The sequence below is a fragment of the Streptomyces sp. NPDC047000 genome, assembly GCF_040644295.1.
In the GTDB taxonomy this organism is placed as follows: domain Bacteria; phylum Actinomycetota; class Actinomycetes; order Streptomycetales; family Streptomycetaceae; genus Streptomyces.
Genome location: NZ_JBEYWE010000003.1, coordinates 224,514 through 247,676 on the forward strand (window position 1 = coordinate 224,514; position 23,163 = coordinate 247,676).

General features: G+C 69.5%; 20 protein-coding genes and 4 pseudogenes. 12 read left to right on the plus strand and 12 right to left on the minus strand.

The annotated features are described in order from the left end of the window. Positions 1 to 88 precede the first annotated feature (88 nt). Positions 89 to 1,192: a substrate-binding domain-containing protein gene (locus ABZ862_RS07430; protein WP_360953770.1), complete on the plus strand. Its 1,104-nt coding sequence runs from the start codon at positions 89 to 91 to the stop codon at positions 1,190 to 1,192. A 551-nt stretch (positions 1,193 to 1,743) separates the two neighbouring features. Then, a complete protein-coding gene (locus ABZ862_RS07435; RefSeq protein ID WP_360953773.1) occupies positions 1,744 to 2,820 on the plus strand; it encodes a LuxR C-terminal-related transcriptional regulator in 1,077 nt (358 codons plus the stop codon). Here ABZ862_RS07435 and ABZ862_RS07440 read toward each other — a convergent pair. After that, positions 2,783 to 3,775 (minus strand): helix-turn-helix transcriptional regulator, encoded by a 993-nt coding sequence (locus tag ABZ862_RS07440; protein ID WP_360953776.1) that lies wholly within the window; start codon positions 3,773 to 3,775, stop codon positions 2,783 to 2,785. The two genes, ABZ862_RS07435 and ABZ862_RS07440, sit on opposite strands and share 38 nt — an antisense overlap. A gap of 539 nt (positions 3,776 to 4,314) precedes the next feature. Continuing rightward, positions 4,315 to 5,325: a helix-turn-helix transcriptional regulator gene (locus ABZ862_RS07445; RefSeq protein ID WP_360953779.1), complete on the minus strand. Its 1,011-nt coding sequence runs from the start codon at positions 5,323 to 5,325 to the stop codon at positions 4,315 to 4,317. A gap of 165 nt (positions 5,326 to 5,490) precedes the next feature. Here ABZ862_RS07445 and ABZ862_RS07450 point away from each other — a divergent pair, with 165 nt between their 5' ends. Continuing rightward, complete coding sequence (locus tag ABZ862_RS07450; protein WP_360953782.1) at positions 5,491 to 5,736, plus strand: hypothetical protein; 246 nt, start codon at positions 5,491 to 5,493, stop codon at positions 5,734 to 5,736. After that, positions 5,733 to 6,068, plus strand: coding sequence for a hypothetical protein (locus ABZ862_RS07455; RefSeq protein ID WP_360953785.1), 336 nt, complete (start codon positions 5,733 to 5,735; stop codon positions 6,066 to 6,068). Before ABZ862_RS07450 ends, ABZ862_RS07455 begins: the two co-directional genes overlap by 4 nt. 190 nt (positions 6,069 to 6,258) lie before the next feature. Here the strand turns inward: ABZ862_RS07455 and ABZ862_RS07460 are convergent, their stop codons facing one another. Next, positions 6,259 to 6,672, minus strand: coding sequence for a TIGR03618 family F420-dependent PPOX class oxidoreductase (locus tag ABZ862_RS07460; RefSeq protein ID WP_360953788.1), 414 nt, complete (start codon positions 6,670 to 6,672; stop codon positions 6,259 to 6,261). A gap of 160 nt (positions 6,673 to 6,832) precedes the next feature. Here ABZ862_RS07460 and clpB point away from each other — a divergent pair, with 160 nt between their 5' ends. From clpB to ABZ862_RS07475, 3 genes are all read left to right on the plus strand, one after another. Continuing rightward, positions 6,833 to 9,430: an ATP-dependent chaperone ClpB gene (clpB, locus tag ABZ862_RS07465; RefSeq protein ID WP_360953791.1), complete on the plus strand. Its 2,598-nt coding sequence runs from the start codon at positions 6,833 to 6,835 to the stop codon at positions 9,428 to 9,430. 125 nt (positions 9,431 to 9,555) lie between these two features. Continuing rightward, positions 9,556 to 10,104, plus strand: a complete 549-nt coding sequence (locus tag ABZ862_RS07470; protein WP_360953794.1) for a YbjN domain-containing protein — start codon at positions 9,556 to 9,558, stop codon at positions 10,102 to 10,104. A gap of 159 nt (positions 10,105 to 10,263) precedes the next feature. Then, a complete protein-coding gene (locus tag ABZ862_RS07475; RefSeq protein ID WP_360953797.1) occupies positions 10,264 to 11,388 on the plus strand; it encodes a helix-turn-helix transcriptional regulator in 1,125 nt (374 codons plus the stop codon). Here ABZ862_RS07475 and ABZ862_RS07480 read toward each other — a convergent pair. After that, positions 11,312 to 12,088, minus strand: a complete 777-nt coding sequence (locus tag ABZ862_RS07480; protein ID WP_360954509.1) for an RICIN domain-containing protein — start codon at positions 12,086 to 12,088, stop codon at positions 11,312 to 11,314. The genes ABZ862_RS07475 and ABZ862_RS07480 overlap by 77 nt on opposite strands. Positions 12,089 to 12,764: 676 nt before the next feature. Between ABZ862_RS07480 and ABZ862_RS07485 the strand changes: the two are divergent. Beyond that, positions 12,765 to 13,382: pseudogene (locus ABZ862_RS07485) on the plus strand (right-handed parallel beta-helix repeat-containing protein); the annotation flags it as partial. Between the two features lie 288 nt (positions 13,383 to 13,670). Further along, on the plus strand, positions 13,671 to 14,522 hold the full coding sequence (locus ABZ862_RS07490; RefSeq protein ID WP_360954512.1) for a chitosanase: 852 nt from the start codon (positions 13,671 to 13,673) through the stop codon (positions 14,520 to 14,522). 92 nt (positions 14,523 to 14,614) lie between these two features. Here ABZ862_RS07490 and ABZ862_RS07495 read toward each other — a convergent pair. Next, positions 14,615 to 15,046: pseudogene (locus ABZ862_RS07495) on the minus strand (aminotransferase class I/II-fold pyridoxal phosphate-dependent enzyme); the annotation flags it as partial. A 124-nt stretch (positions 15,047 to 15,170) separates the two neighbouring features. Between ABZ862_RS07495 and ABZ862_RS07500 the strand changes: the two are divergent. Further along, a complete protein-coding gene (locus ABZ862_RS07500; RefSeq protein ID WP_360953799.1) occupies positions 15,171 to 15,656 on the plus strand; it encodes a prevent-host-death family protein in 486 nt (161 codons plus the stop codon). Further along, on the plus strand, positions 15,653 to 16,003 hold the full coding sequence (locus tag ABZ862_RS07505) for a hypothetical protein (RefSeq protein ID WP_360953802.1): 351 nt from the start codon (positions 15,653 to 15,655) through the stop codon (positions 16,001 to 16,003). The genes ABZ862_RS07500 and ABZ862_RS07505 overlap by 4 nt, the downstream gene beginning before the upstream one ends. A 73-nt stretch (positions 16,004 to 16,076) precedes the next feature. Here ABZ862_RS07505 and ABZ862_RS07510 read toward each other — a convergent pair. The 4 genes and pseudogenes from ABZ862_RS07510 to ABZ862_RS07525 all read right to left on the minus strand — a co-directional run. Beyond that, positions 16,077 to 16,513, minus strand: a pseudogene (locus ABZ862_RS07510) (aminotransferase class I/II-fold pyridoxal phosphate-dependent enzyme); the annotation flags it as partial. Between the two features lie 78 nt (positions 16,514 to 16,591). Continuing rightward, on the minus strand, positions 16,592 to 16,852 hold the full coding sequence (locus tag ABZ862_RS07515) for a Txe/YoeB family addiction module toxin (protein WP_338896977.1): 261 nt from the start codon (positions 16,850 to 16,852) through the stop codon (positions 16,592 to 16,594). Between the two features lie 10 nt (positions 16,853 to 16,862). Further along, the gene (locus tag ABZ862_RS07520) at positions 16,863 to 17,120 is read right to left on the minus strand and encodes a type II toxin-antitoxin system prevent-host-death family antitoxin (RefSeq protein WP_037676836.1); all 258 of its coding nucleotides are present in this window, start codon (positions 17,118 to 17,120) and stop codon (positions 16,863 to 16,865) included. A gap of 154 nt (positions 17,121 to 17,274) precedes the next feature. Beyond that, positions 17,275 to 17,700: pseudogene (locus ABZ862_RS07525) on the minus strand (aminotransferase class I/II-fold pyridoxal phosphate-dependent enzyme); the annotation flags it as partial. 144 nt (positions 17,701 to 17,844) lie between these two features. On the opposite strand from ABZ862_RS07525, the gene ABZ862_RS07530 reads away from it, so the two are divergent. Continuing rightward, on the plus strand, positions 17,845 to 19,266 hold the full coding sequence (locus tag ABZ862_RS07530) for a DUF234 domain-containing protein (RefSeq protein ID WP_360953805.1): 1,422 nt from the start codon (positions 17,845 to 17,847) through the stop codon (positions 19,264 to 19,266). Positions 19,267 to 19,290: 24 nt separating this feature from the next. Here the strand turns inward: ABZ862_RS07530 and ABZ862_RS07535 are convergent, their stop codons facing one another. The 3 genes from ABZ862_RS07535 to ABZ862_RS07545 form a co-directional block, all read right to left on the minus strand. Next, a complete protein-coding gene (locus ABZ862_RS07535; protein WP_360953808.1) occupies positions 19,291 to 20,484 on the minus strand; it encodes a pyridoxal phosphate-dependent aminotransferase in 1,194 nt (397 codons plus the stop codon). Positions 20,485 to 21,596: 1,112 nt separating this feature from the next. Beyond that, positions 21,597 to 22,343 carry a peptide deformylase gene (locus tag ABZ862_RS07540; protein ID WP_360953811.1) on the minus strand — a complete coding sequence of 249 codons (747 nt, stop codon included), beginning with the start codon at positions 22,341 to 22,343 and terminating at the stop codon, positions 21,597 to 21,599. 198 nt (positions 22,344 to 22,541) lie between these two features. Beyond that, positions 22,542 to 23,123 carry a helix-turn-helix transcriptional regulator gene (locus ABZ862_RS07545; protein WP_360953814.1) on the minus strand — a complete coding sequence of 194 codons (582 nt, stop codon included), beginning with the start codon at positions 23,121 to 23,123 and terminating at the stop codon, positions 22,542 to 22,544. Positions 23,124 to 23,163 lie beyond the last annotated feature (40 nt).

The window sequence follows — 23,163 nt, forward strand, 5'->3', positions numbered from 1 at the left end:
AGTCATCTGGGTCTTAAAACCACCTAGACAACCCTGGGTCGCAAATGTTGCGCCCACGCCCCGGAAACGCTTGTGAAGTGAGCCCCCAATGCGTCGTATCGCCATCTCTGTGGCCGCGTCCACGATGACCCTCTCGCTTGCCGGATGCGGGGTGCTCAACGCTTCGGGGGACAGCGCGAGCGCCAGCCCGACCAAGGGAAACGATGTCACCATCGGCCTCCTGCTCCCGGAGAAGGCCAACACGCGGTACGACGACTTCGACTACCCGATCATCAAGAAGCAGGTCGGCTCGCTCACCAAGGGCGACGGCAAGGTCCTCTACGAGAACGCGGACGCCGACGCCGCCACCCAGGCCAAGCAGATGCAGCAGATGATCGACGAGAAGGTCGACGTCATCCTGGTCGACGCCGTCGACTCCCACGGCATCGCCACGAGCGTCAAGAAGGCCAAGGACGCCGGCATCCCGGTCATCGCCTACGACCGGCTCGCCGAGGGTCCGATCGACGCGTACATCTCCTTCGACAACGAACTCGTCGGCGAGGTGCAGGGCCGTTCCCTGATCGAGGCGATGGGCAACATCGACACCTCCACCAAGATCGTCATGATGAACGGCTCGCCCACCGACCCCAACGCCAAGCAGTTCAAGCAGGGCGCCCTGTCCGAGCTGAACGGCAAGGTGACGATCGCCAAGTCCTACGACACCAAGGACTGGAAGCCGGTGAACGCCCAGGCCAACATGGCCGAGGCGATCAGCGCCATCGGCGCGAGCAACATCGCCGGCGTCTACGCCGCCAACGACGGCATGGCCGGCGGTGTCATCCAGGCCCTGGAGGCCGCGGGGGTCACCAAGCTGCCGCCCATCACCGGCCAGGACGCCGAACTCGCCGCGGTGCAGCGGATCCTCGACGGCACGCAGTACATGAGCATCTACAAGTCCTACCCGCAGGAGGCCCAGGCCGCCGCGCAGATGGCCGTGGCCCGCGTCCAGGGCAAGAACATCCAGTTCGACGCCCTCACCCGTGACAAGGTCGACAGCCCCACCGCCAAGGACATCCCGGCCCAGCTGGTCGCCGTGACCGCCCTGACGAAGGCGAACATCAAGGACACGGTGGTCGCGGACCAGATCTACACGATCTCCGAGATCTGCGCCGGCAAGTACAAGGCGGAGTGCTCCTCGGCGGGCCTGAAGTAACCCTCCGGCGTCCGCCCGGGGCGGGCTCACGGGCCGGTCTCCCGGCCCGCTCGCTCCCCTGTCTCCCCCTGCCCCCGTACCCCTGTCCCCCGTCTCTCCCCCGTACCCCCGCTCCTCCGCCCGTGGCACGACGTGACGGCGGTCCCCCCGGGCCGCCGTCTCCTCGTCCCCCGTTCCCCCGTGCCGCATCGCGTCACCCCCGTGGACGCGATGCGGCGTCGTGCTTTCCGGGGGTGTCGGCCATGCGTCGGTCCGGGCCGCGGCCAGGGGGCCGCGACGGGACCGGAGTTGGGTGCCCGGCACCCGGGAGAAGCGGAATCCACCCTGCCCGGCGGCACGCCGGAACACCACCGTCAGCTTGTTGCAGTGCCATGGGCGGAGGCCGGGAAATAGCGGTGGATACCGGTGTTTTGCGCTGCCCGCGCCGCGAGGAGCCGTGTTGCGGAGCAGGTCCGGGCCGCGCATAGTTGCGGAGCCGAGAGGGCTCGACACGCGCTGTCGCGCCCCGCGGGCGGACGTGGAACAGGTGGGTCTCGGGGGTGAGACGGGCGATGGCCGGGCACACCGCGAGTCGGCATCCGCACGGTGCGGACCGGCTGTGCGAGGCGGGGGAGCGCGTGTACGCGCGGGCCGTACACCGCGGCCGGGTGCCGCGCGGAGAGGCCGACCGGGTGCCGTGCCTGCTGGAACTGGCCCTGCTGCACCCCGACCCCGACGACATGGACTGGCTGGTGCCCACCGCCCCGCAGGAGGTGATGATCCGGCTGCTGCGCGGCGTCCACGACGAGGTCACCGCCAGCCACCGCCGGGTCGGCTCCGCCGTCGAGGCCATCGAACGGTACGCCGGACTCGGGCAGCGGCTCCGGGCACCCACCCCCGCCGAGGGCACCGCGATCCGCGTCCTGGACGGGCTGTCCCGCATCCAGGCCGCCATGGACGAGGCCACCGAGGCCTGCACCACCGAGGTCCTCACCGTGCAGCCCGGCGGCATCCGCAGGGAGGACGAGCTCACCGAGGGCCTGCACCGGGCGCTCGCCCTGCGGGGCCGCGGCGTACGGATGCGCGACCTCTACACGCACGTCGCCCGGCACGGCCAGGGGCTGCTGACGTACATGGAACTGATGGGCGACGCGGTCGAGGCACGCACCCTCGACGAGGTCATCGACCGGCTGATCCTGTTCGACCGCACCGTCGCGTTCATCCCCGCCAACACCGACCGCACCATGGCCCTGGAACTCCGCCACCCGGCCCTGGTGGGCTATCTGGTGACCGTGTTCGAACGGCTGTGGCGGCTGGCGATCCCGCTGACCGAGCCGCTGCCGGACACCGGCATCGAGGGCATCTCGCTCCGTGAGCAGTCCATCGCCGCGCTGCTCGCCGAGGGCCACCAGGACGCGGCGATCGCCGAACGCCTCGGCATCAGCGTGCGCACCTGCCGCGCCCACATCGCCCGCCTCTCCGAGACCCTCGGCGCGGCGAACCGCACCCAGCTGGGTGTACGCATCGCCCAGGTCGGCCTCGACGGCCCCACGGGCCCCACAGGCCCGTCGCGAGGGCCGGGAGGATCGGGAGGGCCGGGAGCCGGGCCGGTCATCCTTCCCGGTCGAGGATCGCCGAGCGTGCGATGAGGTAGCCGAGCTGGGCGCGGCTGTCGCTGCCCAGGGTCGTGGCGAGCTTGGCGATGTGCACGCGGGCCGTGCGGACGTTCATGCCGAGCCGTTTCGCGATCACCGCGTCGGTGTGCCCCTCGACCAGCAGGGCCGCGATGGCCCGCTGGCGGGCCGTGACGCCGTCCGGGGCGGGCGGCCGTACCGCGCTCGGGTACATCGGCGTGGCCAGCCGCCACAGCCGTTCGAAGGTCGTCACGAAGTAGTCGAGCAGGGCGGGGTGGCGGACCTCCAGCGCCAGCCGTCCGTCCTCGCCGGCCGGGATGAACGCGACCGCGCGGTCGATGACGATGAGCCGGTCGGTGAGCTCGTCCAGGGTGCGGCACTCCACGTCGCCGCGCAGCGCCTCGCAGTTGGCGAGGATCGCGGGGGAGTGGCGCTGGGTGTGCTGGTAGAGGGTGCGGATCCGGCCGTCGCGGTCCAGCAGCGCCTGGTCGCGGGCGCGGGCGCGGGACCTGGCCACCTCGTTGCGGTGGTCGTCGTAGTGGGCGTGCGGCTGGATGCACAGGGTCTCGCGGCAGGCCTCCGCCATCGCGTCGGTGATGACCTGGTTGATCCGGTCGGTGCCGCTGAGGATGCGCAGCGTCGGGGTCTCGGCGGCGGGCTCGGTACGGTCTCCGCCGAGCCGCATCAGCCGCTCGAACGAGGCCGCCAGCCGTTCCTCGCGGCGCCGCTCGTCCGCGATCCGGGTCGCGGAGGCGCGCAGCAGCCGGTGCAGGGCGACGGCGGGCGGTACGGGCTCCAGCCGGTCCAGGTCGTCCACGGCGGGCTGCAGCAGGCCGTGGCGGACCAGGCAGGGGGCCTCGGCGGCCTCACCGGCGGCCACCCCGCCGTCGCGCAGGGCGCGTTCGTAGAGCTTCTCGCCCGCCGGGCACAGGTCCTCGACCCCGTGCTCCGGATGTGCCGCCGCGTTCATGACATGCATCCTCCGTCCGGTCCGAGTATCCACCGCGCCCGCCACCCGCACGCCTGCCGACCGCCCGGCGTACGTCCCCTCGCCCCCGCGGGCGTCAGGCGTACGGCCCCGCCGCGGTCGTCCGGCGGACGGTCCTTCTCCCCCGCGTCCGGCGGACGGCCCTCCCACCGGCGTCCGGCGGACGGCCCTCCCACCGGCGTCCGGCGGACGGTACGCCCGTCGGCGTCCCGCGTCCGGCCTTGACGGGCATCCGGTTACGTCCTGCCACCGCGTCCGGTGTACGACCAGGGACAGGGCCTCCTGGGGCTCCTGGGCCTCCTGGGCCTGCCAGGAGTGTCCGGTGGCCCGCCTCGGCCGCAGGCGTCCGGTGGACCGCTCTCCTGCCGGCGTGCGGCGTGCGGCGTCCGCCGTCCGGCGCCGCCGTCGGCGTCCGGCCCGCGGCCCTCCCGACGGAGTCCGGTGGACGGCCCTCCCGCCGGGGCGTCCGCCGTGCCGTTCGCGTCCGCCCCCGGCGCCCGCCTCCTCCCCGGGGACCCGGTTCAGTGCTCCTCGTCCAGCAGGCCCGACTGGGCGATCAGGTAACCGAGCTGGGCCCGGCTGCCGCTGCCGAGCGCCGCGGCGAGCTTGGCGATGTGGGCGCGGCAGGTGCGGACGTTCATGCCGAGCCGGCGGGCGATGGCCTCGTCCACATGCCCCTCGATCAGCAGCTTCGCTATGGACCGCTGGACGCCCGTGATGCCGTCGGTGGGGGGCGCGTAGGCGGGCTCCTCCAGGAGGGGCACGGCGCGGCGCCACAGCTGCTCGAAGACCTTGACGAGGTACTGGACCAGGCCGGGGTGGCGCAGTTCCAGGGCGATCTGGCGGTCGTCGCGGGCCGGTATGAAGGCGACCGCGCGGTCGAAGATCATCAGGCGTTCGATGAGTTCCTCGAGGGTGCGGATCTCCACCTTGCCCTTCGCCATCATCTCCGCGTACGCCAGCGTGCCCTGGCTGTGGCGGACCGTGTGCTGGTACAGCGTGCGCATGGTGATGCCGCGCTCGATGACGTCCTGGCCCCGCTTGAGGGCGGTCTCCAGGACGTGTTCGCTGCGTCCGCCGCCCGGCTGGACGGTGAGCACCTCCGACTGGCACTCGTGGGTGGCCCGTTCGATGGCCGCGTTGATGCGTTCGATGCCCTCGTGCACGGTGACCGCGTGCGTCTCACCCGGACTCTGGGCGCTGATGGCCATGAACGGCTCGAAGGAGTCGGTCAGTTCGCTGGCCTCGTGGCGGCGTTCCTGGATCTCGCGTTCCAGGGGGTGCAGACGCTGCGCGAGGGCGATCGCCGGAGGGACGGGCTGGAGCCATGTCGGGTCGTCCGGATCCGGATGGAGCAGGGCGAACTCCAGCAGGCAGGGGGCCACTTCGGCCTCCGACCGGGCGACGCGTCCCAGACGGAGCGCGTCGGCGTACAGTCGCTTGCCGGCGTCGCACAGGTCCGTCATGCCATGAGGATGTGTCCCCTTTTTTGTTATATGCGGCAAATCTCCACCCCCCAGGGTCCTGAACATGCAGGAACATGATGCACCGCTGCTGTGGCTTTGACGTGGCTTGATGAGCCATCGTCTTGAGGGCGGGGGAGAGACACAGGGGAAGTGAGGACGAAGCCCACCATGTGCAAGAGAACGCTTCGCTCGATACTTGCCGTTGCCTTCTCCGCGGGACTGGTCTTCGGCGTGGCCACCACTCTGGACCTCGGCTGGGACAGCGGCACGGCGGTCGTGAGCGTGTCCGACGTTTCGCAGGACCTCGGCTGGGACAGCGGCAAGCTGGATCTCGGCTGGGACAGCAGCACGGCGGTCGTGAGCGCGGCGGGTACGCCGGGCGATCTCGGCTGGGACGGCACCACCGCCGTGGCCACGGTGAACGGTGCCCAGGACGACCTCGGCTGGGACAGCGTCCAGGCGGGTGCGGCGGCATGACCACTCCCCCGGACGACCGCTCGTTCCGCCGGGAGATGGCCACCGCCTACCGCTCCGGCTGGCACTTCATCGACCTGGTCACCGCGATCCCGCACAGCGGGGACTCGCTGATGGTGACCGTGTTCGGCGAGCCGGTGGTCGTCACGCGGGACGAGGACGAGGACGTGCGGGCCTACCGCTGCCTGCGCAGGCCGCGGGGCGCGCCGCAGCCGGTGCGGTGTGCCATACGGTACGGAATGATCTTTGTGAATCTTGATCAGCGTGACCACCGGCTGGCTGAGCCGGAAACCCCTGACATCCAGACTGTTTCAGCCACCCCCCGCAGTGCCTGACGCGATTCCCCCGTCGTAAAAGATCGCCTCAGGCGCTTCCCCCCGCAGCGGCGTCACCGTGACCTGAACACGGTGACGCCGCTGCAGTTTTGCGCTGATATTTCAGGACACCGGACGGGTCCAGGGTTTGGCCGGAAATCGACTGTTCGAGTGATGTGTACGTGTCATCAGTGCCGCCGTGTGTCGCGCGTCACCCCCGCCCCATCGCGCGTGTCAGGGCGATCTCGATCACCACCCGGGACGGATTCGGCCGCGGCGCGTGCCCGTACCGCTCGGCGTACCGCCGTTCCGCCTCCGCGACCCGCTCCGGCTCGGTCCGTACGACGGCCGGCCCCTCCAGCGTGGCCCAGCGCCGGCCGTCCACCTGGCACACCGCGACCCGGGCGCCGTCCGGCCCGGATGCAACAACATGGCGTACCTTCGCGCTGCCCCGGCTCGCGATCACCCGGGCCAGCCGGGCGCCGGGGTCGTACGTCACCCCGACCGGCACCACGTGCGGGCTGCCGTCGGGGCGGAGGGTGGTGAGCGTGCAGAGATGCCGCTCCCGCCAGAAGGAGAGGTACGCGACGTCGGGGGCGCCGGGGTCCTGGGGGTATGTCGCCATGGTCGCCATGATCGCGACGGTCCGCGGATTCCACCGGGATTTCGCCGACGGATCCCGCCCGATCCCGCCCACGGCGGTACTTGAGCGGAATAGACTCAACTTTGTGTACGCTGACTGAGTCAGTAGTGGGGCTGACTGACGCCAGGAGGAGAAAGCGAACGTGGAAGCCGAGCTGACCAACAGGAGCCGGGACGCGATCAACGCGGCCGGCAACCGTGCCGTGACCGGAGGACACCCGGACCTCACCCCCGCTCACCTGCTCCTCGCGCTGCTCGAGGGCCAGGACAACGAGAACATCATCGACCTGCTGGCGGCCACCGAGGCCGACCGGGCCGCCGTGCGCTCCGGGGCCGAGCGCGTGCTGGCCCAGCTGCCCAGCGTGGCCGGGTCGACCGTCGCGCCGCCGCAGCCCAACCGCGAGCTGCTCGCCGTCCTCGCGGACGCGCAGCGCCGCGCCAAGGAGCTGGGCGACGAGTTCCTCTCCACCGAACACCTGCTCATCGGCATCGCGGCGAAGGGCGGAGCCGCCGGTGAGGTGCTCACCCGGCAGGGCGCGAGCGCCGCGAAGCTCCAGGAGGCGTTCCGCAAGGCGCGCGGCGGACGCCGGGTGACCAACGCCGACCCGGAGGGGCAGTACAAGGCCCTGGAGAAGTTCGGCACCGACTTCACCGCCGCCGCCCGTGAGGGCAAGCTCGACCCGGTCATCGGGCGGGACCAGGAGATCCGGCGGGTCGTGCAGGTGCTGTCGCGGCGCACCAAGAACAACCCCGTCCTCATCGGCGAGCCCGGCGTCGGCAAGACGGCCGTCGTGGAGGGCCTCGCCCAGCGGATCGTGAAGGGCGACGTGCCGGAGTCCCTCAAGGACAAGCGGCTGGTCGCGCTCGACCTGGGCGCGATGGTCGCCGGCGCGAAGTACCGCGGCGAGTTCGAGGAGCGCCTGAAGACGGTGCTCGCCGAGATCAAGGACTCCGACGGCCAGATCATCACCTTCATCGACGAGCTGCACACCGTCGTCGGCGCGGGCGCGGGCGGCGACTCCGCGATGGACGCCGGCAACATGCTGAAGCCGATGCTGGCCCGCGGCGAGCTGCGCATGGTCGGCGCGACCACGCTCGACGAGTACCGCGAGCGGATCGAGAAGGACCCGGCGCTGGAGCGGCGCTTCCAGCAGGTGCTGGTCGCCGAGCCGTCCGTCGAGGACAGCATCGCGATCCTGCGCGGGCTCAAGGGCCGCTACGAGGCCCACCACAAGGTGCAGATCGCGGACAGCGCGCTGGTCGCCGCGGCCACCCTCTCCGACCGTTACATCACCTCCCGCTTCCTGCCCGACAAGGCCATCGACCTCGTCGACGAGGCCGCCTCCCGGCTCCGGATGGAGATCGACTCCTCGCCCGTCGAGATCGACGAACTCCAGCGTTCCGTCGACCGGTTGAAGATGGAGGAGCTGGCCCTCGCCAAGGAGACCGACGCGGCCTCCCGGGAGCGCCTGGAGAAGCTGCGCCGCGACCTCGCCGACAAGGAGGAGGAGCTGCGCGGCCTCAACGCCCGCTGGGAGAAGGAGAAGCAGTCCCTGAACCGGGTCGGCGAGCTGAAGGAACGCCTCGACGACCTGCGCGGCCAGGCCGAACGGGCCCAGCGCGACGGCGACTTCGACACCGCCTCCAAGCTGCTCTACGGCGAGATCCCCGCCCTGGAGCGGGACCTGGCCGAGGCCACCGAGGCCGAGGAGGAGGTCGCCCGCAACACCATGGTCAAGGAGGAGGTCGGCCCCGACGACATCGCGGACGTCGTCGCGTCCTGGACCGGCATCCCGGCCGGCCGTCTCCTGGAGGGCGAGACGCAGAAGCTGCTGCGCATGGAGGACGAGCTCGGCAAGCGGCTGATCGGCCAGTCCGAGGCCGTCCGGGCCGTCTCCGACGCCGTACGCCGCAGCCGCGCCGGGATCGCCGACCCGGACCGCCCCACCGGCTCGTTCCTCTTCCTCGGTCCGACGGGTGTCGGCAAGACCGAACTCGCGAAGGCGCTCGCCGACTTCCTCTTCGACGACGAGCGGGCCATGGTCCGTATCGACATGTCGGAGTACGGCGAGAAGCACAGCGTCGCCCGCCTGGTCGGCGCGCCGCCCGGTTACGTCGGCTACGAGGAGGGCGGCCAGCTCACGGAGGCGGTGCGCCGCCGCCCGTACAGCGTGGTGCTGCTCGACGAGGTGGAGAAGGCCCACCCGGAGGTCTTCGACGTCCTGCTCCAGGTGCTGGACGACGGCCGCCTGACGGACGGGCAGGGTCGTACGGTCGACTTCCGCAACGCCATCCTGGTCCTCACCTCCAACCTGGGCAGCCAGTTCCTGGTGGACCCGGTGACCAGCGAGGAGGAGAAGAAGCAGCAGGTTCTGGAGGTGGTCCGGGTCTCCTTCAAGCCGGAGTTCCTCAACCGTCTCGACGACCTGGTGGTGTTCTCCGCGCTCAGCAAGGAGGAGCTGGGCCGTATCGCCCGCCTCCAGATCGACCGGCTCGCGGCCCGGCTGGCCGAGCGCCGGCTCAGCCTGGAGATCACCCCCGAGGCCCTGGAGTGGCTCGCCGAGGAGGGCAACGACCCGGCGTACGGCGCGCGCCCGCTGCGCCGCCTCGTCCAGACCGCCATCGGCGACCGGCTGGCCCGGGAGATCCTCGCCGGCGAGGTCAAGGACGGCGACACGGTCCGCGTGGACACGTTCGGGGAGGGGCTGATCGTGGGCCCGGCGACGGGGAAGACGCTGTGAGGAGGCCGCGGCGGGCCGCCCGCTGACCGGATCGGGTCACCGCGGCCCCGGCACCCCCGCCGGGGTTGCCACTCCCCTCCCCGCATGAGGGAGGATGGCGGAATCCGTACGAAGGGAAAAACACGGTGACCATCGATCCGTCCTCGATTCCGAACTTCGGGGGCCAGCCCGAGCCGCAGCCCCAAGGACCGGCGGGCCCCGTCGTCCCGGATCAGGACCTCGTGAAGCAGCTCCTCGACCAGATGGAGCTCAAGTACGTCGTCGACGACGAGGGGGACCTCGCGGCGCCGTGGGAGCAGTTCCGTACGTACTTCATGTTCCGTGGGGAGGCCGAACAGGCGGTCTTCTCCGTACGGACCTTCTACGACCGTCCGCACAAGATCGACGAGAAGTCGCAGCTCCTCGAGTCCATCGACGACTGGAACCGCCGGACGCTGTGGCCCAAGGTCTACACCCACACGCATGACGACGGCACCGTCCGTCTCATCGGTGAGGCCCAGATGCTGATCGGCACGGGCGTCGACCTCAACCACTTCGTCTCCTCCACGGTCAGCTGGGTGCGGGCCGCGATCGAGTTCGACAAGTGGCTGGTCGAGCAGCTCGGCCTGGAGCAGGAGGTCAACGAATCGGACGCCCCCGAGGGCGACGGCGAGGACGACTCCGACGAGGAGTGACTCCGCACCCCGCCCCGCCGAGAGCCCGGCCAGGCCCCACCCGTCCCAGGGAGGCGCCAGGACCGGGCTCTTGCCGTGCGGGGACCGGCGCGGCCGAGTTGGCCTGTTGCGTCGTTGTCCGGGGGTGCGGTTTGCCGTTTCATACAGGTGTTGCCAACGGTGTCGGACCTGTACGGAGTGCTGGACGTGGGCAGGCCGGAGATTCCCATCGACCCCGGGTCGGGGCCGCTCGCCTCGCTGGCGTACGAGCTGCGGCAGCTGCGCAGGCGCGCCGGCGACCCCAGCTACCGCGAGCTGGCCCGGCGGGCGAACTACTCCCAGTCGGTGCTGTCGACCGCCGCGAGCGGGCGCAAGCTGCCCTCCCGGGAGGTCACGCTGGCGTACGCCGCCGCGTGCGGGGGCGACACCGCCGAGTGGGAGCGGCGCTGGACCGCCACGGCCCGGGCGATGGCGAGCCGGCCGGCCGGGGGCGCCGCCGGGCGCACGGCGGCTGCCGATCAGACCGCTGCCGGCCGGACCACCATGAGCACGGTGCTGCTCCCTTCCGGGCCCCCGTCCGGGCCCGGTACCGATTCCGCTGATCCCGCCGCTCCCGGCGAACCCGCCGGGCCGCGGTGGCTTCGGGCGCCGTGGCCGTGGGCCCGGCGCCGGGTGCTCGCCGTGGCCGGGGCCGCGGTGGTGCTGGCCGCCGTCACCGCGGCCGTCACCGTGCGGTGGGACGCGGGGGACGGGGACACGGCCGGCGCGCGCGGGACGGCCAAGGCCGCCGTGGCCGGGCGGACCGCCGGCTACTCCGTGATCGCCGCCGAGGACTGCCATTCCGGCCACGGTTGGAACACCAACGGCAATCCCTCCGAGCAGGGCGGTGCCAGCGGCTGGTTCCTGTCCGAGGACGGCGGCTGGGCGGGCCAGAGCTGCGAGGGGCTGTTCCGCTACACGCCCGGCAGCGGCACCGACCGCCCGGGACACGACCGCTTCCTGTGGATCTTCCGGACCGGCCTGGGCAAGGGCACGACCGTGTGCACGCTGCGCCTGTACATCCCGCGCGGCGACGCCACCCGGGTCGGCACGGAGAAGGCGTACTACTCCGTCACCGCCGGACCGCAGAAGACCCCCCTCGGCACCTTCACCGTCGACCAGCGCGCCCGGCAGGGGCAGTGGGTCGACGTCCCCGGCACCTACTCCTTCGCCGCCGACCCCCTGATCGTCAGACTGTCCGACCGGGGCCGCACCGCCGACGGCATCGCCGCGGACGCCGCCGAGGTGAACTGCCGGGTGCGGTGAGCCTCCCCGGGAACGGCGCCCGGCGGAGTGCCGGGCGCCGGGCCGTGGCGGCTCGGTACCAGAGCTGGTCGGCGTGTCCCTGGGCCGCCCACAGGACCAGGGAGGCCCCGTTGGCTGTCGAGCCGCTCTGGACGCCCACGGCGAGACCGGACTCGTAGTTCATCAGGTGGTGGTGGTCCCCGCTGTAGACGGACCACTTCCCGTACTGGTCGGCCCCGCCGTTGCATGTCCAGGTACGGACGAGCGCGCCCTGTGACGTGCTGCCGGCGCTGACGGCGAGGCACTCGCTGTTGCCGTTGACCACCTGGAACCAGCCGCCCGCATCGAGCGAACCGGAGTGCCACAACCGGTCGGCGTTGCCGGTGCAGGTCCAGTCGCCGGCGTAGCCGCCCGAGATGCCGATGCACCGGCCGCCCGCGTCGAGGTTGTGGAGGTTGACACCGTAGGAGGGCAGGACGTCGGCGGAGACCGAGGCGGTGCGGCGGCGAAGAGCGCTCCTGCCATGACCAGGCAGGCGAGCAGGGACTTCCAGGACTTCGGTTTCGGCTTGTCCGGCTTGTTCGGCTTGTCCGGCTGCATGGGCGCTTCCCGTCTGGTCGAGGTGGGTGGGGCCGGTCCGCTCCCCTGCGGTGGACCGGCCGGTTGCCGGGCAACAGCCTGTGGCGGCGGCGGGAGACGGGGCAATACAGGGCAGGCGGATGCAATCAACCGATCAACGCCCGAACAATCCACCGTGCCCGTGACGAGGCCGCCGGTCCGGCCGGCGGGGCCGATGCCGGCGGTGACGAGGGGCCCGGCCACCGCGGACGACCCGTTCCCGGAGGATCCCGCGAGAGTCAAGCCCGCCTTAAGACGGCCGTAAATCGCGTTAGGGACGGTCGGGTTCCCCCCTCGGACGGGACCGGGCCGAGGGGACGGGCGGGTTCGGAGTTGCCGGCGGGAAGGCGGGAAGTTGCTGGTCAGGGGCGCTGGAAGGATCGGGGTGAGGCTCGGCCGACGCGGCGGGCCGGGCTTCGGGGGCGGCGGAGGGGCGGTTCCGTTGCGGTTGACGTGCCTCCGACAGCGGAGCCAGGATCTGGCTCCGTAATCGGAAAGTTTGTTTCCCATTGCAGGAGTCCGCCGTACCCCGTGCAGGCTCCTCCGCCAGTGGTCCGACCGCCCGGCCGGACCACCGGACAGTCCCCGCCGAGGCGGTGGTGAGGCCCGGGTGCCCACACGGCACAACCGGCCCGCTCCCGCCCGGGAAACCATAGGAGACCTTCCTCATGGCCCCTCGTCCACACGGCCACCGGCGTCGTGGCATCAAGCACCCCGCGGTGATCACCGGAGCCGCGGTGCTCGGTACGGGCGCCCTCGCGTTCACCGGTATCCAGGCGATGGCGACCTCCGCCCCGGGCACCACGACGGTCGGCGTCGCGACCTCCGCGCAGCTGCGGTCCGCGCTGGCGGGGGCGAAGCCCGGCACGACCATCAAGCTGGCCGACGGCACCTACTCAGGCCGGTTCGAGATCACCACCGCCGGCACCGCCTCGGCTCCGATCACCCTGTCCGGAGGCGCCGGCGCCGTCCTCACCTCCAGCGGCGGCAACGGCTACGGGCTGTGGCTGAAGGGCGCGCCGTACTGGAACCTCAGCGGCTTCACCGTGGACAACGCGAAGAAGGGCATCGTCATGGATGCCTCCTCGCACGTCACCCTCGACGCGGTGACCGTCCACCACATCGGCTACGAGGGCGTGCACTTCCGCGCGGGCAGCTCCTACGGGGTGATCCGGAACTCGTACGTGCACGACACCGGTACCACCGCCCCGCAGTACGGCGAGGGCGTCTACATAGGCTCGGCCCACAGCAACTGGGACCAGTTCGCCGGGCCGGCCGGCGTGGACGCGTCCGACCACGTCCAGGTCCTGGACAACCGCATCGGCCCGAACGTGGCCGCCGAGGGCATCGACGTCAAGGAGGGCACCAGGGCCGGCACGATCAGCGGCAACACCCTCGACGGCACCGGCGAGAAGAACCAGAACTCCGGCGACTCGACGATCGACGTCAAGGGCGACGGCTACACCGTCTCCGCGAACACCGTCAGCCACCCGTACACCGACGGCTTCCAGGTCCACAACGTGTACGCCGCCTACGGCTGCGGCAACGCCTTCAGCGGCAACAGGTTCACCCTGTCCGGCGCCCCCGGCTACGGCATCGACGTCACCGACAACAGCAGGTGCGCCACGAAGAACACGGTGACCACCTCCAACACCGCCACGGGGGGAGGAAAGGGCCTGACCAACATCGCCACGGTCAAGTCGTCCCCGGGGTCCGCCCCGTCCCCGTCCGCGACACCGACCGCCAAGCCCACCGCCACCGCATCGGCGCCGACGTCGGCGACCGCCAAGCCCACCGCGTCGGCCACCGCGACCGCCGCCTCCGGAACCGGTCTGGACGACGTGCGCAAGAAGGAGATCGCGATGGAGCTCGTCAGCTCCGCCGAGAACTCCTCGCTGGACTGGAAGGCCCAGTACGCGTACATCGAGGACATCGGTGACGGCCGCGGCTACACGGCCGGCATCATAGGCTTCTGCTCCGGCACCGGCGACATGCTGGAGCTGGTGCAGGCGTACACCGACGCCGAGCCCGGCAACCCGCTCGCCAAGTACCTGCCCGCGCTGAAGAAGGTCGACGGCACGGACTCCCACAGCGGCCTGGGCGACGCCTTCGTCAGCGACTGGAGGACCGCCGCCAAGGACACCGTCTTCCGGACCGCCCAGAACAACGAGCGCGACCGCGTCTACTTCGACCCGTCGGTCAAGCAGGCGAAGGCGGACGGCCTGCGCGCACTGGGCCAGTTCATCTACTACGACGCCATCGTGATGCACGGCCCGGGTGACGACGGCGTCAGCTTCGGCGGTATCCGCAAGGCCGCCATGAAGAAGGCGAAGACCCCGGCGCAGGGCGGCGACGAGACCACCTACCTGAACGCCTTCCTTGACGCGCGCAAGGCCGCGATGCTCACCGAGGCGGCCCACGACGACACCAGCCGGGTCGACACCGAACAGCGCGTCTTCCTCAAGGCCGGCAACCTGGACCTCGATCCGCCGCTGACCTGGAAGACCTACGGGGACTCCTACACCATCAAGAACTGACCGGCGGCCCCTTTCCTCCGCCGGTGCCCCCGTGCCTGCCACCGCAACGGGGGCACCGGCACGCCGGAGACGGCCGGAGGCCCGGCGTGCGGTCAGGAGGCGAGGCGTCGCAGGCGGTTCGCGGCCTCGTCGAGTACACCGGTCCTCTTGCAGAAGGCGAAGCGGACCAGGCTGCGGCCGGCTCCGGGGTCGTCGTAGAAGACGGAGTGGGGGATCGCCACGACACCGCAGCGCTCCGGGAGCGCGTGACAGAAGGCGTAGGCGTCCTTCTCGCCGAAGGGGGTGATGTCGGTGGTGATGAAGTACGTGCCCTGCGGCCGGAAGACCTCGAACCCCGCCGTGCGCAGCCCCGCCGCCAGCAGGTCGCGCTTGGCCTCCAGATCGGCGCGGAACCCCTCGAAGTGCGACTCCGGCAGGCGCAGCGCCTCGGCGACCGCGTACGGGAACGGGCCGGCGCTGACGTACGTGAGGAACTGCTTCGCCGAGCGGACGGCGGTCACCAGCTCCGGCGACGACGTCACCCAGGCCACTCCGTGTTCATGCACCTATTTCGTCGGATGGGGCGGGCCCTGGCGCGGGAGTAGGGCGTTCAGGTGCTGCCCACCTCGCGCGATGGAAATCAGAACGCAATCAGAGTACGGTCTGAGTATGAGCATCGCACCCATGGAGTTCGCATCGGAGTCCGTCTCGTTCACCGATCTGTCGCGGAACCCGAAGGCCGTCGCCGCCAGGGCCGCCGCCCTGGGATGCCTGCGTGTCACGCACCGAGACGCGCCCGACATGGTGTTGACCACGGCCATACACGCAGAACGCACCGAGGAGAACCTGACCACGGCGTCCCGGCTGTTCCTCGCGCTGCTGAAGCAGGACGACGGCGCCAAGTCGGTTTTGCTCGCGCTGCCCGAGGTGTTCCCGTGGGTGCGCCACCTGGACGCCGAGGAAGTCCGGGAATTCACCGTCGAGCTTCTGGAAGCGCTGTCTGACGCCGCTGAACTGGGCGCCAGGGAGGCTGTGCACCGAGTGATCGTCTCGTGGCGGGCGACCGCCCGCATCAACGCCGACCCTGACCAGCTCAGGGAAGCACTCCGTCCGCTCGGCGGTGTCGACCTCGGCCCGGTCGAGGTGCACGAGTGAGCCCGAAGAAAGGCGATCGGGTCAGCGTCCCTCCGCTGAGCGGCTGGAACGTCATCCACGGGACGACGGAAGCCGCGACCGGCTGGGAGGAACTGTGCCGGGTGGCGTTGCCGAACGCGCACCGCTGCCTGGAAACCCTTCGCACCGACCCGCTGTCGCGGGCCAACTGGAACCGCCAGCACCAGCTCCGAGGCAGACACGCCACCAGGGAATGGAAGGGCTCCGAGCTGGAACAGTGGGAATACGAAATCACCAGTGGCGGCAGGGTCCGCTACCTGGTCAGCCCGGACACCTCGACCGTGATCCTCGTGTACGCCTCCCCGCGACACCCGAAAGACACCGAATAGCCTCAGCGGTCTTGTGGCCGGCGACGTCGGCACCGCGTCGCGAAGGCCCTTTCGGTACGAAGACCATGTGAACTCAGCCGTCCAGGTGCCGCAGGCGGTCGGCCGCCTCTTGGAGGACGCCGTCCTTCTTGCAGAAGGCGAGCGGACCAGGCTGCGGCCGGCTTCGGGGTCGTCTTAGAAGACGGAGTGGGGGATGGCGACGACACCGCAGCGCTCCGGGAGCGCGTGGCAGAAGGCGTAGGCGTCCTTCTCGCCGAAGGGGGTGATGTCGGTGGTGATGAAGTACGTGCCCTGTGGCCGGAAGACCGTGAACCCGGCCGTGCGCAGCCCCGTCGCCAGCAGGTCGCGCTTGGCCTCCAGATCGGCGCGGAACCCCTCGAAGTACGACTCCGGCAGGCGCAGCGCCTCGGCGACCGCGTACGGGAACGGTCCCGCGCTGACGTACGTCAGGAACTGCTTCACCGATCGCACCGCCGCGACCAGTTCCGGGGTCGAGGTCACCCAGCCGACACCGTGTTCACACACCTATTCGTGTGCGGCGACGGGGCAAGCCGTGAGAAGGGTGCTGTGCCCGACTCCCGAGTTCCGTCAGCTTTCGTAGTGGTAGCGGCACTGTGCGATCAGGACGCCGTCCTCGGTGGCCTTGTAGATCAGCCGGTGCTCGTCGTTGATGCGGCGCGACCAGTAGCCCTGGAATCCGTGCTTGAGCGGTTCCGGTTTGCCGATGCCCTCGTTGCCGTTCCGGGTGATGTCCGTGATGAGTGTGTTGATGCGCTTCAGGATCTTCCGGTCCTGAAGCTGCCACCACAGGTAGTCCTCCCAGGCACGGGAGGAGAAGGTGATCTTCAACGCGCGGCCCTTACTCGTCGGTCGCCAGCTCGCGCACGGTGCCGCCGCCGTTCTCCAGTTCGTCGATGGACGCGAGCAGGCGCCGGGCGTTGGCCGGACTGCGCAACAGGTACGCCGTCTCCTTCAGGGACTCGTAGTCCTCAAGGGAGACGATGACGACCGGCTCATGGCCGGCCCGGGTGATGACGACCTCTTCGCGGTCGTCGGTGACGGAGTTGAGCACCTCGGCGTATCGTGCGCGCGACTCGGAATACGTCATGGTCTTCACGATCGACCCCCTTTCACGTACAGAAAATTGTACGTCTGCCCCTGCCGGTGCGGCAAGCGCCGAAACGACGGCCCCGGAGCGAGAGCGCCGGGCGGGCGAGGCATGCCAGGCGGCGCGGAACGCGTCGACCGGTCCCGCAAGGCGCCGGTCGGCCCGCGAATGCCTTGCGGAGCCGTTCCGCCGCCTCTGTCAACATCTCGGTCTGCTTGCGGAAGGCGAACCGTACGAAGGGCGCGCCGGCTTCGCGGTGGTCGTAGAAGACGGCGTTCGGGATGGCCGCCACGCCCGCCCGTTCGGGCAGTGCGCGGCAGAAGGCGAAGCCGTCGCTCTCGCCGAGGGGGCGGATGTCGGTGGTGATGAAGTACGTGCCGGCCGTCCGGAACACCTCGAAACCGGCGTCCGCCAGCCCCGTCGCCAGGAGGTCCCGCTTGGCCGGCATGTCCGCGCGGAACGCCTCGAAGCGGCTGTCCGGCAGCGCGAGCGCCTCGGCGACCGCGTACGGGAACGGGCCCGCGCTGACGTACGTCAGGAACTGCTTGGCCGAGCGCACCGCCGTGACCGGATCCGCGGTGCCCGTGACCCGGGCCACGCCTTGTTCCCCCACCTATTTTTCGAGCGTTCACCAGCTCGACCCACCCGTTCGGGATTCCGGGTTGCATCAAAGCAACTTTCATGAAAGAAAGTTTCATGGCTGGGTGAATGCTACGCACGAGGTGGCTCAGGCATGGACGGATTCGTGGGACGGCGCAGGGAGCTCGGCTTCCTTGACGAGCTGCTGGAGGGCGTCAGGGGCGGCGGGCGAGGGGGGCGGCCTGGTCGAGCCGTGTTGATCCGAGGGCGTCGACGCGTCGGCAAATCCCGCCTGGTGGAGGAGTTCTTGGAACGGCAGGGAATCCCGCACGTCTTCTTCACCGCTGTCGGAGGGCCGAAGTCCGAGGAACTGGAAGGTTTCACGACCGAGCTCGCTGCTTCTCCCCTCGCTGACGCCGACCGGGTCGCGGATTTCGCCACTCCGCAGAACTGGGACGCGGCTTTGAGCCTGCTGGCCGGCCTCCTGCCCAGGGACACGCCGAGCGTGGTCGTGCTCGACGAGATGCCCTACCTCGTACGCGAGGATCCCGGCTTCGAGGGCTCGTTGCAGAAAGCGTTCGACCGCACGCTGTCCAAGCTCCCCGTTCTGCTGGTCCTCGTCGGCTCCGACCTCGCCATGATGGAACAGCTCAACTCGTACGGTCGGCCGTTCTATCAGCGCGGCACGGAGATGGTGGTTCCTCCGCTCAATCCTGCCGAGGTCGGCACCATGCTGGACTTGGACCCCGCAGACGCCTTCGACGCCTATCTGGTTTCGGGCGGGTTGCCGCTCATCCTCGAGGAGTGGCCCCGCGGCGGCACGTTGTGGGAGTACCTGGAACATGCGCTGCTCCGTCCGACCTCGGCGCTCCTCGTCAGTGGTGAGCGCACCCTGGCCGCGGAGTTTCCCACCGAGGCCCAAGCCCGCGTCGTTCTGGGTGCCATCGGACACGGCGAACGTACCTTCACTCTCATCGGCCGTGCGGCCGGCGATCTCAACCCGGGCTCCGTGAAACGGTCCCTCGAAGTTCTCACCACGCGCCGCATGGTCGCGGCAGATCTACCGCTGTCCACCAGGCCCAGTCGCGAGACCCGCTACCGCATCGATGACCCTTACCTGCGCTTCTGGCTTTCCTTCATCGGACCCGGCATTCCCGTGATCGAACGAGGTCGCGGCGACCGTGTGCTCGCATCCATCCGCACCAGCTGGACATCGTGGCGCGGCCGGGCCGTCGAACCTGTGATCCGCGAAGCCCTGTGGCGCCTGACCGACGAGCAGTTGCCCGAAGGCACGCAGGTGATCGGTGGCTACTGGACCCGCACGAACGATCCGGAGATCGACCTGGTGGGTGCCGACCGTTCGCCCATTGCCAAGAAGATCACCTTTGTCGGATCGGTCAAATGGCTGGAGAGCGCACGATTCGACGATCGTGACCTTGCTCGTCTCATCACGCATCGCGGGCAACTGCCCGGTGCTGACGACTCCACTCCACTGCTTGCTGTCGCCCGCAGTGGAAGCGCCGCACAAGGCGTCCTCAGTCTGACATCCGAGGACCTCATCAAGGCCTGGAAGTGACGACTCACCAGGCCCACCCGCCGTTCAGCCGTTGAAGGCCTTACGGAGGCGGGAGGCTGCTTCGGTGAGGACGTTCTCGCGTTTGCAGAAGGCGAAGCGGACCTGGCTGCGGCCGGCGTCGGGGTCGTCGTAGAAGACGGAGTTCGGGATGGCGACGACGCCGCAGCGTTCGGGGAGGGCGCGGCAGAAGGCGTAGGCGTCCTTCTCGCCGAAGGGGGTGATGTCGGTGGTGATGAAGTACGTGCCCTGCGGCCGGAAGACCTCGAACCCGGCCGTGCGCAGCCCCGCCGCCAGCAGGTCGCGCTTGGCCTCCAGATCGGCGCGGAACCCCTCGAAGTACGACTCCGGCAGGCGCAGCGCCTCGGCGATCGCGTACTGGAACGGGCCGGCGCTCACGTACGTGAGGAACTGCTTCGCCGAGCGGACGGCGGTGACCAGCTCCGGGGTCGAGGTCACCCAGCCGACCTTCCAGCCCGTGAACGAGAACGTCTTGCCGGCCGAGCTGATCGTCACCGTGCGCTCCCGCATCCCCGGGAACGTCGCCAGCGGTACGTGCTCGGAGGTGTCGAAGACCAGGTGCTCGTACACCTCGTCGGTGACGACCAGCAGATCCCGCTCCACCGCGAGGGCGGCGATCGCGGCCAGCTCGTCGCGGGTCAGGACCGTGCCGGTCGGGTTGTGCGGGGTGTTGATCAGCAGCAGCCGGGTCCGGTCCGTGACCGCGGCGCGCAGTTCGTCGAGGTCCAGGCGGAACGCCCCGTCGTGGGGGCGCAGGGTGACGGGGACCCGGCGGCCGCCCGCCATCGCGATGCACGCCGCGTACGAGTCGTAGTACGGCTCCAGCGCGACCACCTCGTCACCGGGCTCCAGCAGGGCCAGCAGGGCCGCCGCGATCGCCTCCGTGGCACCCGCGGTGACCAGGACCTCCGTGTCGGGGTCGACGGCGAGGCCGTAGCGGCGGTGCTGGTGCTCCGCGATCGCCGTGCGCAGCTCCGGGACGCCCGGCCCCGGCGGGTACTGGTTGCCGCGGCCGTCGCGCAGCGCCCGTACGGCCGCCTCGCGCACCTCGTCGGGGCCGTCCGTGTCGGGGAAACCCTGCCCCAGGTTGATCGACCCTGTCCGCAGGGCCAGCGCCGACATCTCGGCGAAGATCGTCGTCCCGAACTCGGCGAGCCGGCGGTTGAGGAAAGGGCGTCCGCTGGTGGTCATGCCGGTCATCCTGCGCCGAAGCTCTGGAGTTCCTCAACTCACCTTCGGGTGTGAGCACCTGTGTCGATGCCCGACGCACCCCCTCTGAGCTGGGGGAGGGCCGTCGTCATCTGTCGTCATCTGCCGTCGTCGGCCACCCTCGTACGGCCCACAGACGGCCCGAATCTGGGCCCCGAGAGCCGCTAGGTCTAGTTGCAAGGGGTGCTGGGTCTAGCAGCACCGCTAGCGGCTCAAACCGTGGTTGACCAGCAAGCTAGCGGCTAGCAGCCCGTCCAGGCAGTACCCCAGATCCGCCCCGTCGGGCGTCTTTGTGGGGGTGCCGGGGCTGCTAGCGGGGCGTGCCGCTGTGGCGGGTCGTAGGCCGCTGTGCGGTGAAGGACAAGAAGGAGCGGCCTACGGCCGCGCGTCTCTGGGCTCGCTACGCTCGCGCGCTGGCCGCCGTCTGTGGCAAGCACCGTTCGCGGCTGCGGGGCTCTCTGGCGCGCGTCAGGACGGCTTTTACCTCCCCCGGACAGCGTCCGGCCCGCCCCGACGGTAAAGGCCGTCCTGAGGGCCTTCCAGGGGGCAGACGGCAGACGCGGGCAGGTGTCGCCGGGCCCCTCCCCCTTGGAATGCTCCCAAGGCTCTTCAACGCGGGGGAGGGCGGCCGTTGGTACCGCGAACCTGCCCCCTCCTGAAGAGCCTTCCTTCTCTCTCTTACTAGAGATTAGAGAAAGACAGCGTCCGCAGCGTCCAGCGAGCATTGCTCACCCCATCCGACCTGCGCTTTCCTGTGGACGCTGAACAAAAATCGCTAGCGTCCGCTAGTGTCCGCAGCGTCCGGTCACTCTCTGCCACTAAGAGTGTATTTTCGCAGGTCAAAGCAGCTCTTAGGGGGGAGAGAGTTGCGGACGCTGCGGACGCACGAGCAAGAAGAGCACGCCCGGCCGTGGTGCTCCTCTTTCTTGTACGGGCTGCGAACCTGACGCTTCGAACGGCGAAGAGACCACCCCATCGCGCGGGTGGTCTCTTCGTTCTGCGCCCTTTGCACCGCAAGAGCGCGACGGCCGTCGGGAGCTCCTGAGCGCTGCCGCGCGCGAGCGGAGCGAGCTGCCAAGGGTCGCGCGGCCGTAGGCCGCACCTCATTGGGCTTTGCTGTCGTCCTCGTGCCGGTACTGCCAGCCGCGCCCGGTTCCTCGATATTCGGCTACCGGGATCGGCTCCGCTCCGGGCCGCATCTTTTTCCGGTAGAGGACGCCGTCAAGATGGTCGATTTCGTGCGCAACGAGCCTGGCGACCCCGCGTTCGAAGATAGTAATACGCCGCTCGCCGTTAACGTCCTGGTGCTCAACGGTGATACTGAGCGGGCGGGGCACCATTCCGCGCACGTCGAAGAAACTCCAGCATCCCTCGTACTGTTCGTCTACCTGCGCGGATTCTTCGATGATGCGTGGATTGAGCAGGGTGATGGATTCACCGTCTGGTGTTCGGACGATAGCGGCGGCGCGGTCAATTCCGATTTGCGGCGCGGCTACTCCCAGCCCCTTGCTGAAGACGTGAATGGAGTCGGCCCGGTCGGCGGCGGATGCGAGTTCGGCGACAACTCGCCGTGCGTCCTCTGCTTCTTCCGGCAGTGTAAAGGGGCGCGCTGTGCGAGAGAGGATCGGATCCCCTTCCTGGAGGATTCCGATGCTCTGCATTTTCTGACTTGCGCTGACGGGCGACATGTCGGGACCGCTCTCCTCGGTGTTCGGGTGGGCGCGAAATTTCCACTCAAGCCGGAAGCGGGCGTGTAGCGGTGGTTCCTCGGTGCTCCAAGAGAAGATGCGCCGATCGCCGGAATCGTCGCGTTGGATAGCGGTACGGAATGGGAACGCTTCAGCTGTCATGGTTGTCTCTGTGCCCCACACCACAGGATCGAGCGCTGCGGGGAAGTCTAGACGTACGCTGAGGTGATTAGTGGGGAGGCGAATGGCACGCTGAAACCAGGTCCCCCATTTGTGGTCGCTGACTGTGTACGAGTATTCCAGCCAAGCCGTCTCGCCCGGATACAACGGATAGCGGCCGTAGTCGTTTTCGAAGAGAAGTCATAGCTCTTTAAAGGCGTCTCGGTCGTGCTGGATGCGCCAACCGATGGGTTCACCGCCGATGCTAGCGGTTAAGCCCAGCTCTTCCCATGTCAGGGGATTCTCTCGATAGAGTCGGTTAGAGCGTTCCGGATTTCCCGGGTGCCGGTCTACGGAGATCCGAATTAGATATCGCGCAATAGGGTCAGAGCTTGCGTTGTAGAGTTTTCGCCGCTGCGTGGCTCGGTACGTCTGGTCAGAGTAGAAGAGTTCTGCATCTTCGTGCTCTACGACGATGCTGGTCGGTTGCGCTAGACCGTGTGATGGATCCGGCTTGTGGGTGTGGGGCGTGATGCCGCCATTACGGCCGCGTGCCTCAAGTTCTGCGAAGCTGCGCCGGATTGCTCCTCCAGCACGCAGGACACGATCGGATTCGTCTGCGAAGCTGACCGACGGCCGTTGCTGCCCGCTCTCTACTTTGGAAACGTAAGACGGTGTGTAGCCAACCGACTTGGCCAGGGCGGATTGAGACATCCCTCTCACATCCCGCCAACGCTTGAGTTCGGCAATGAACGGCTCTTCTGCCGGGACCTCGCTCGCCATCTCTCCCCCTGTGTCCGTGAGTGAGTTGTGAGTGATCGAG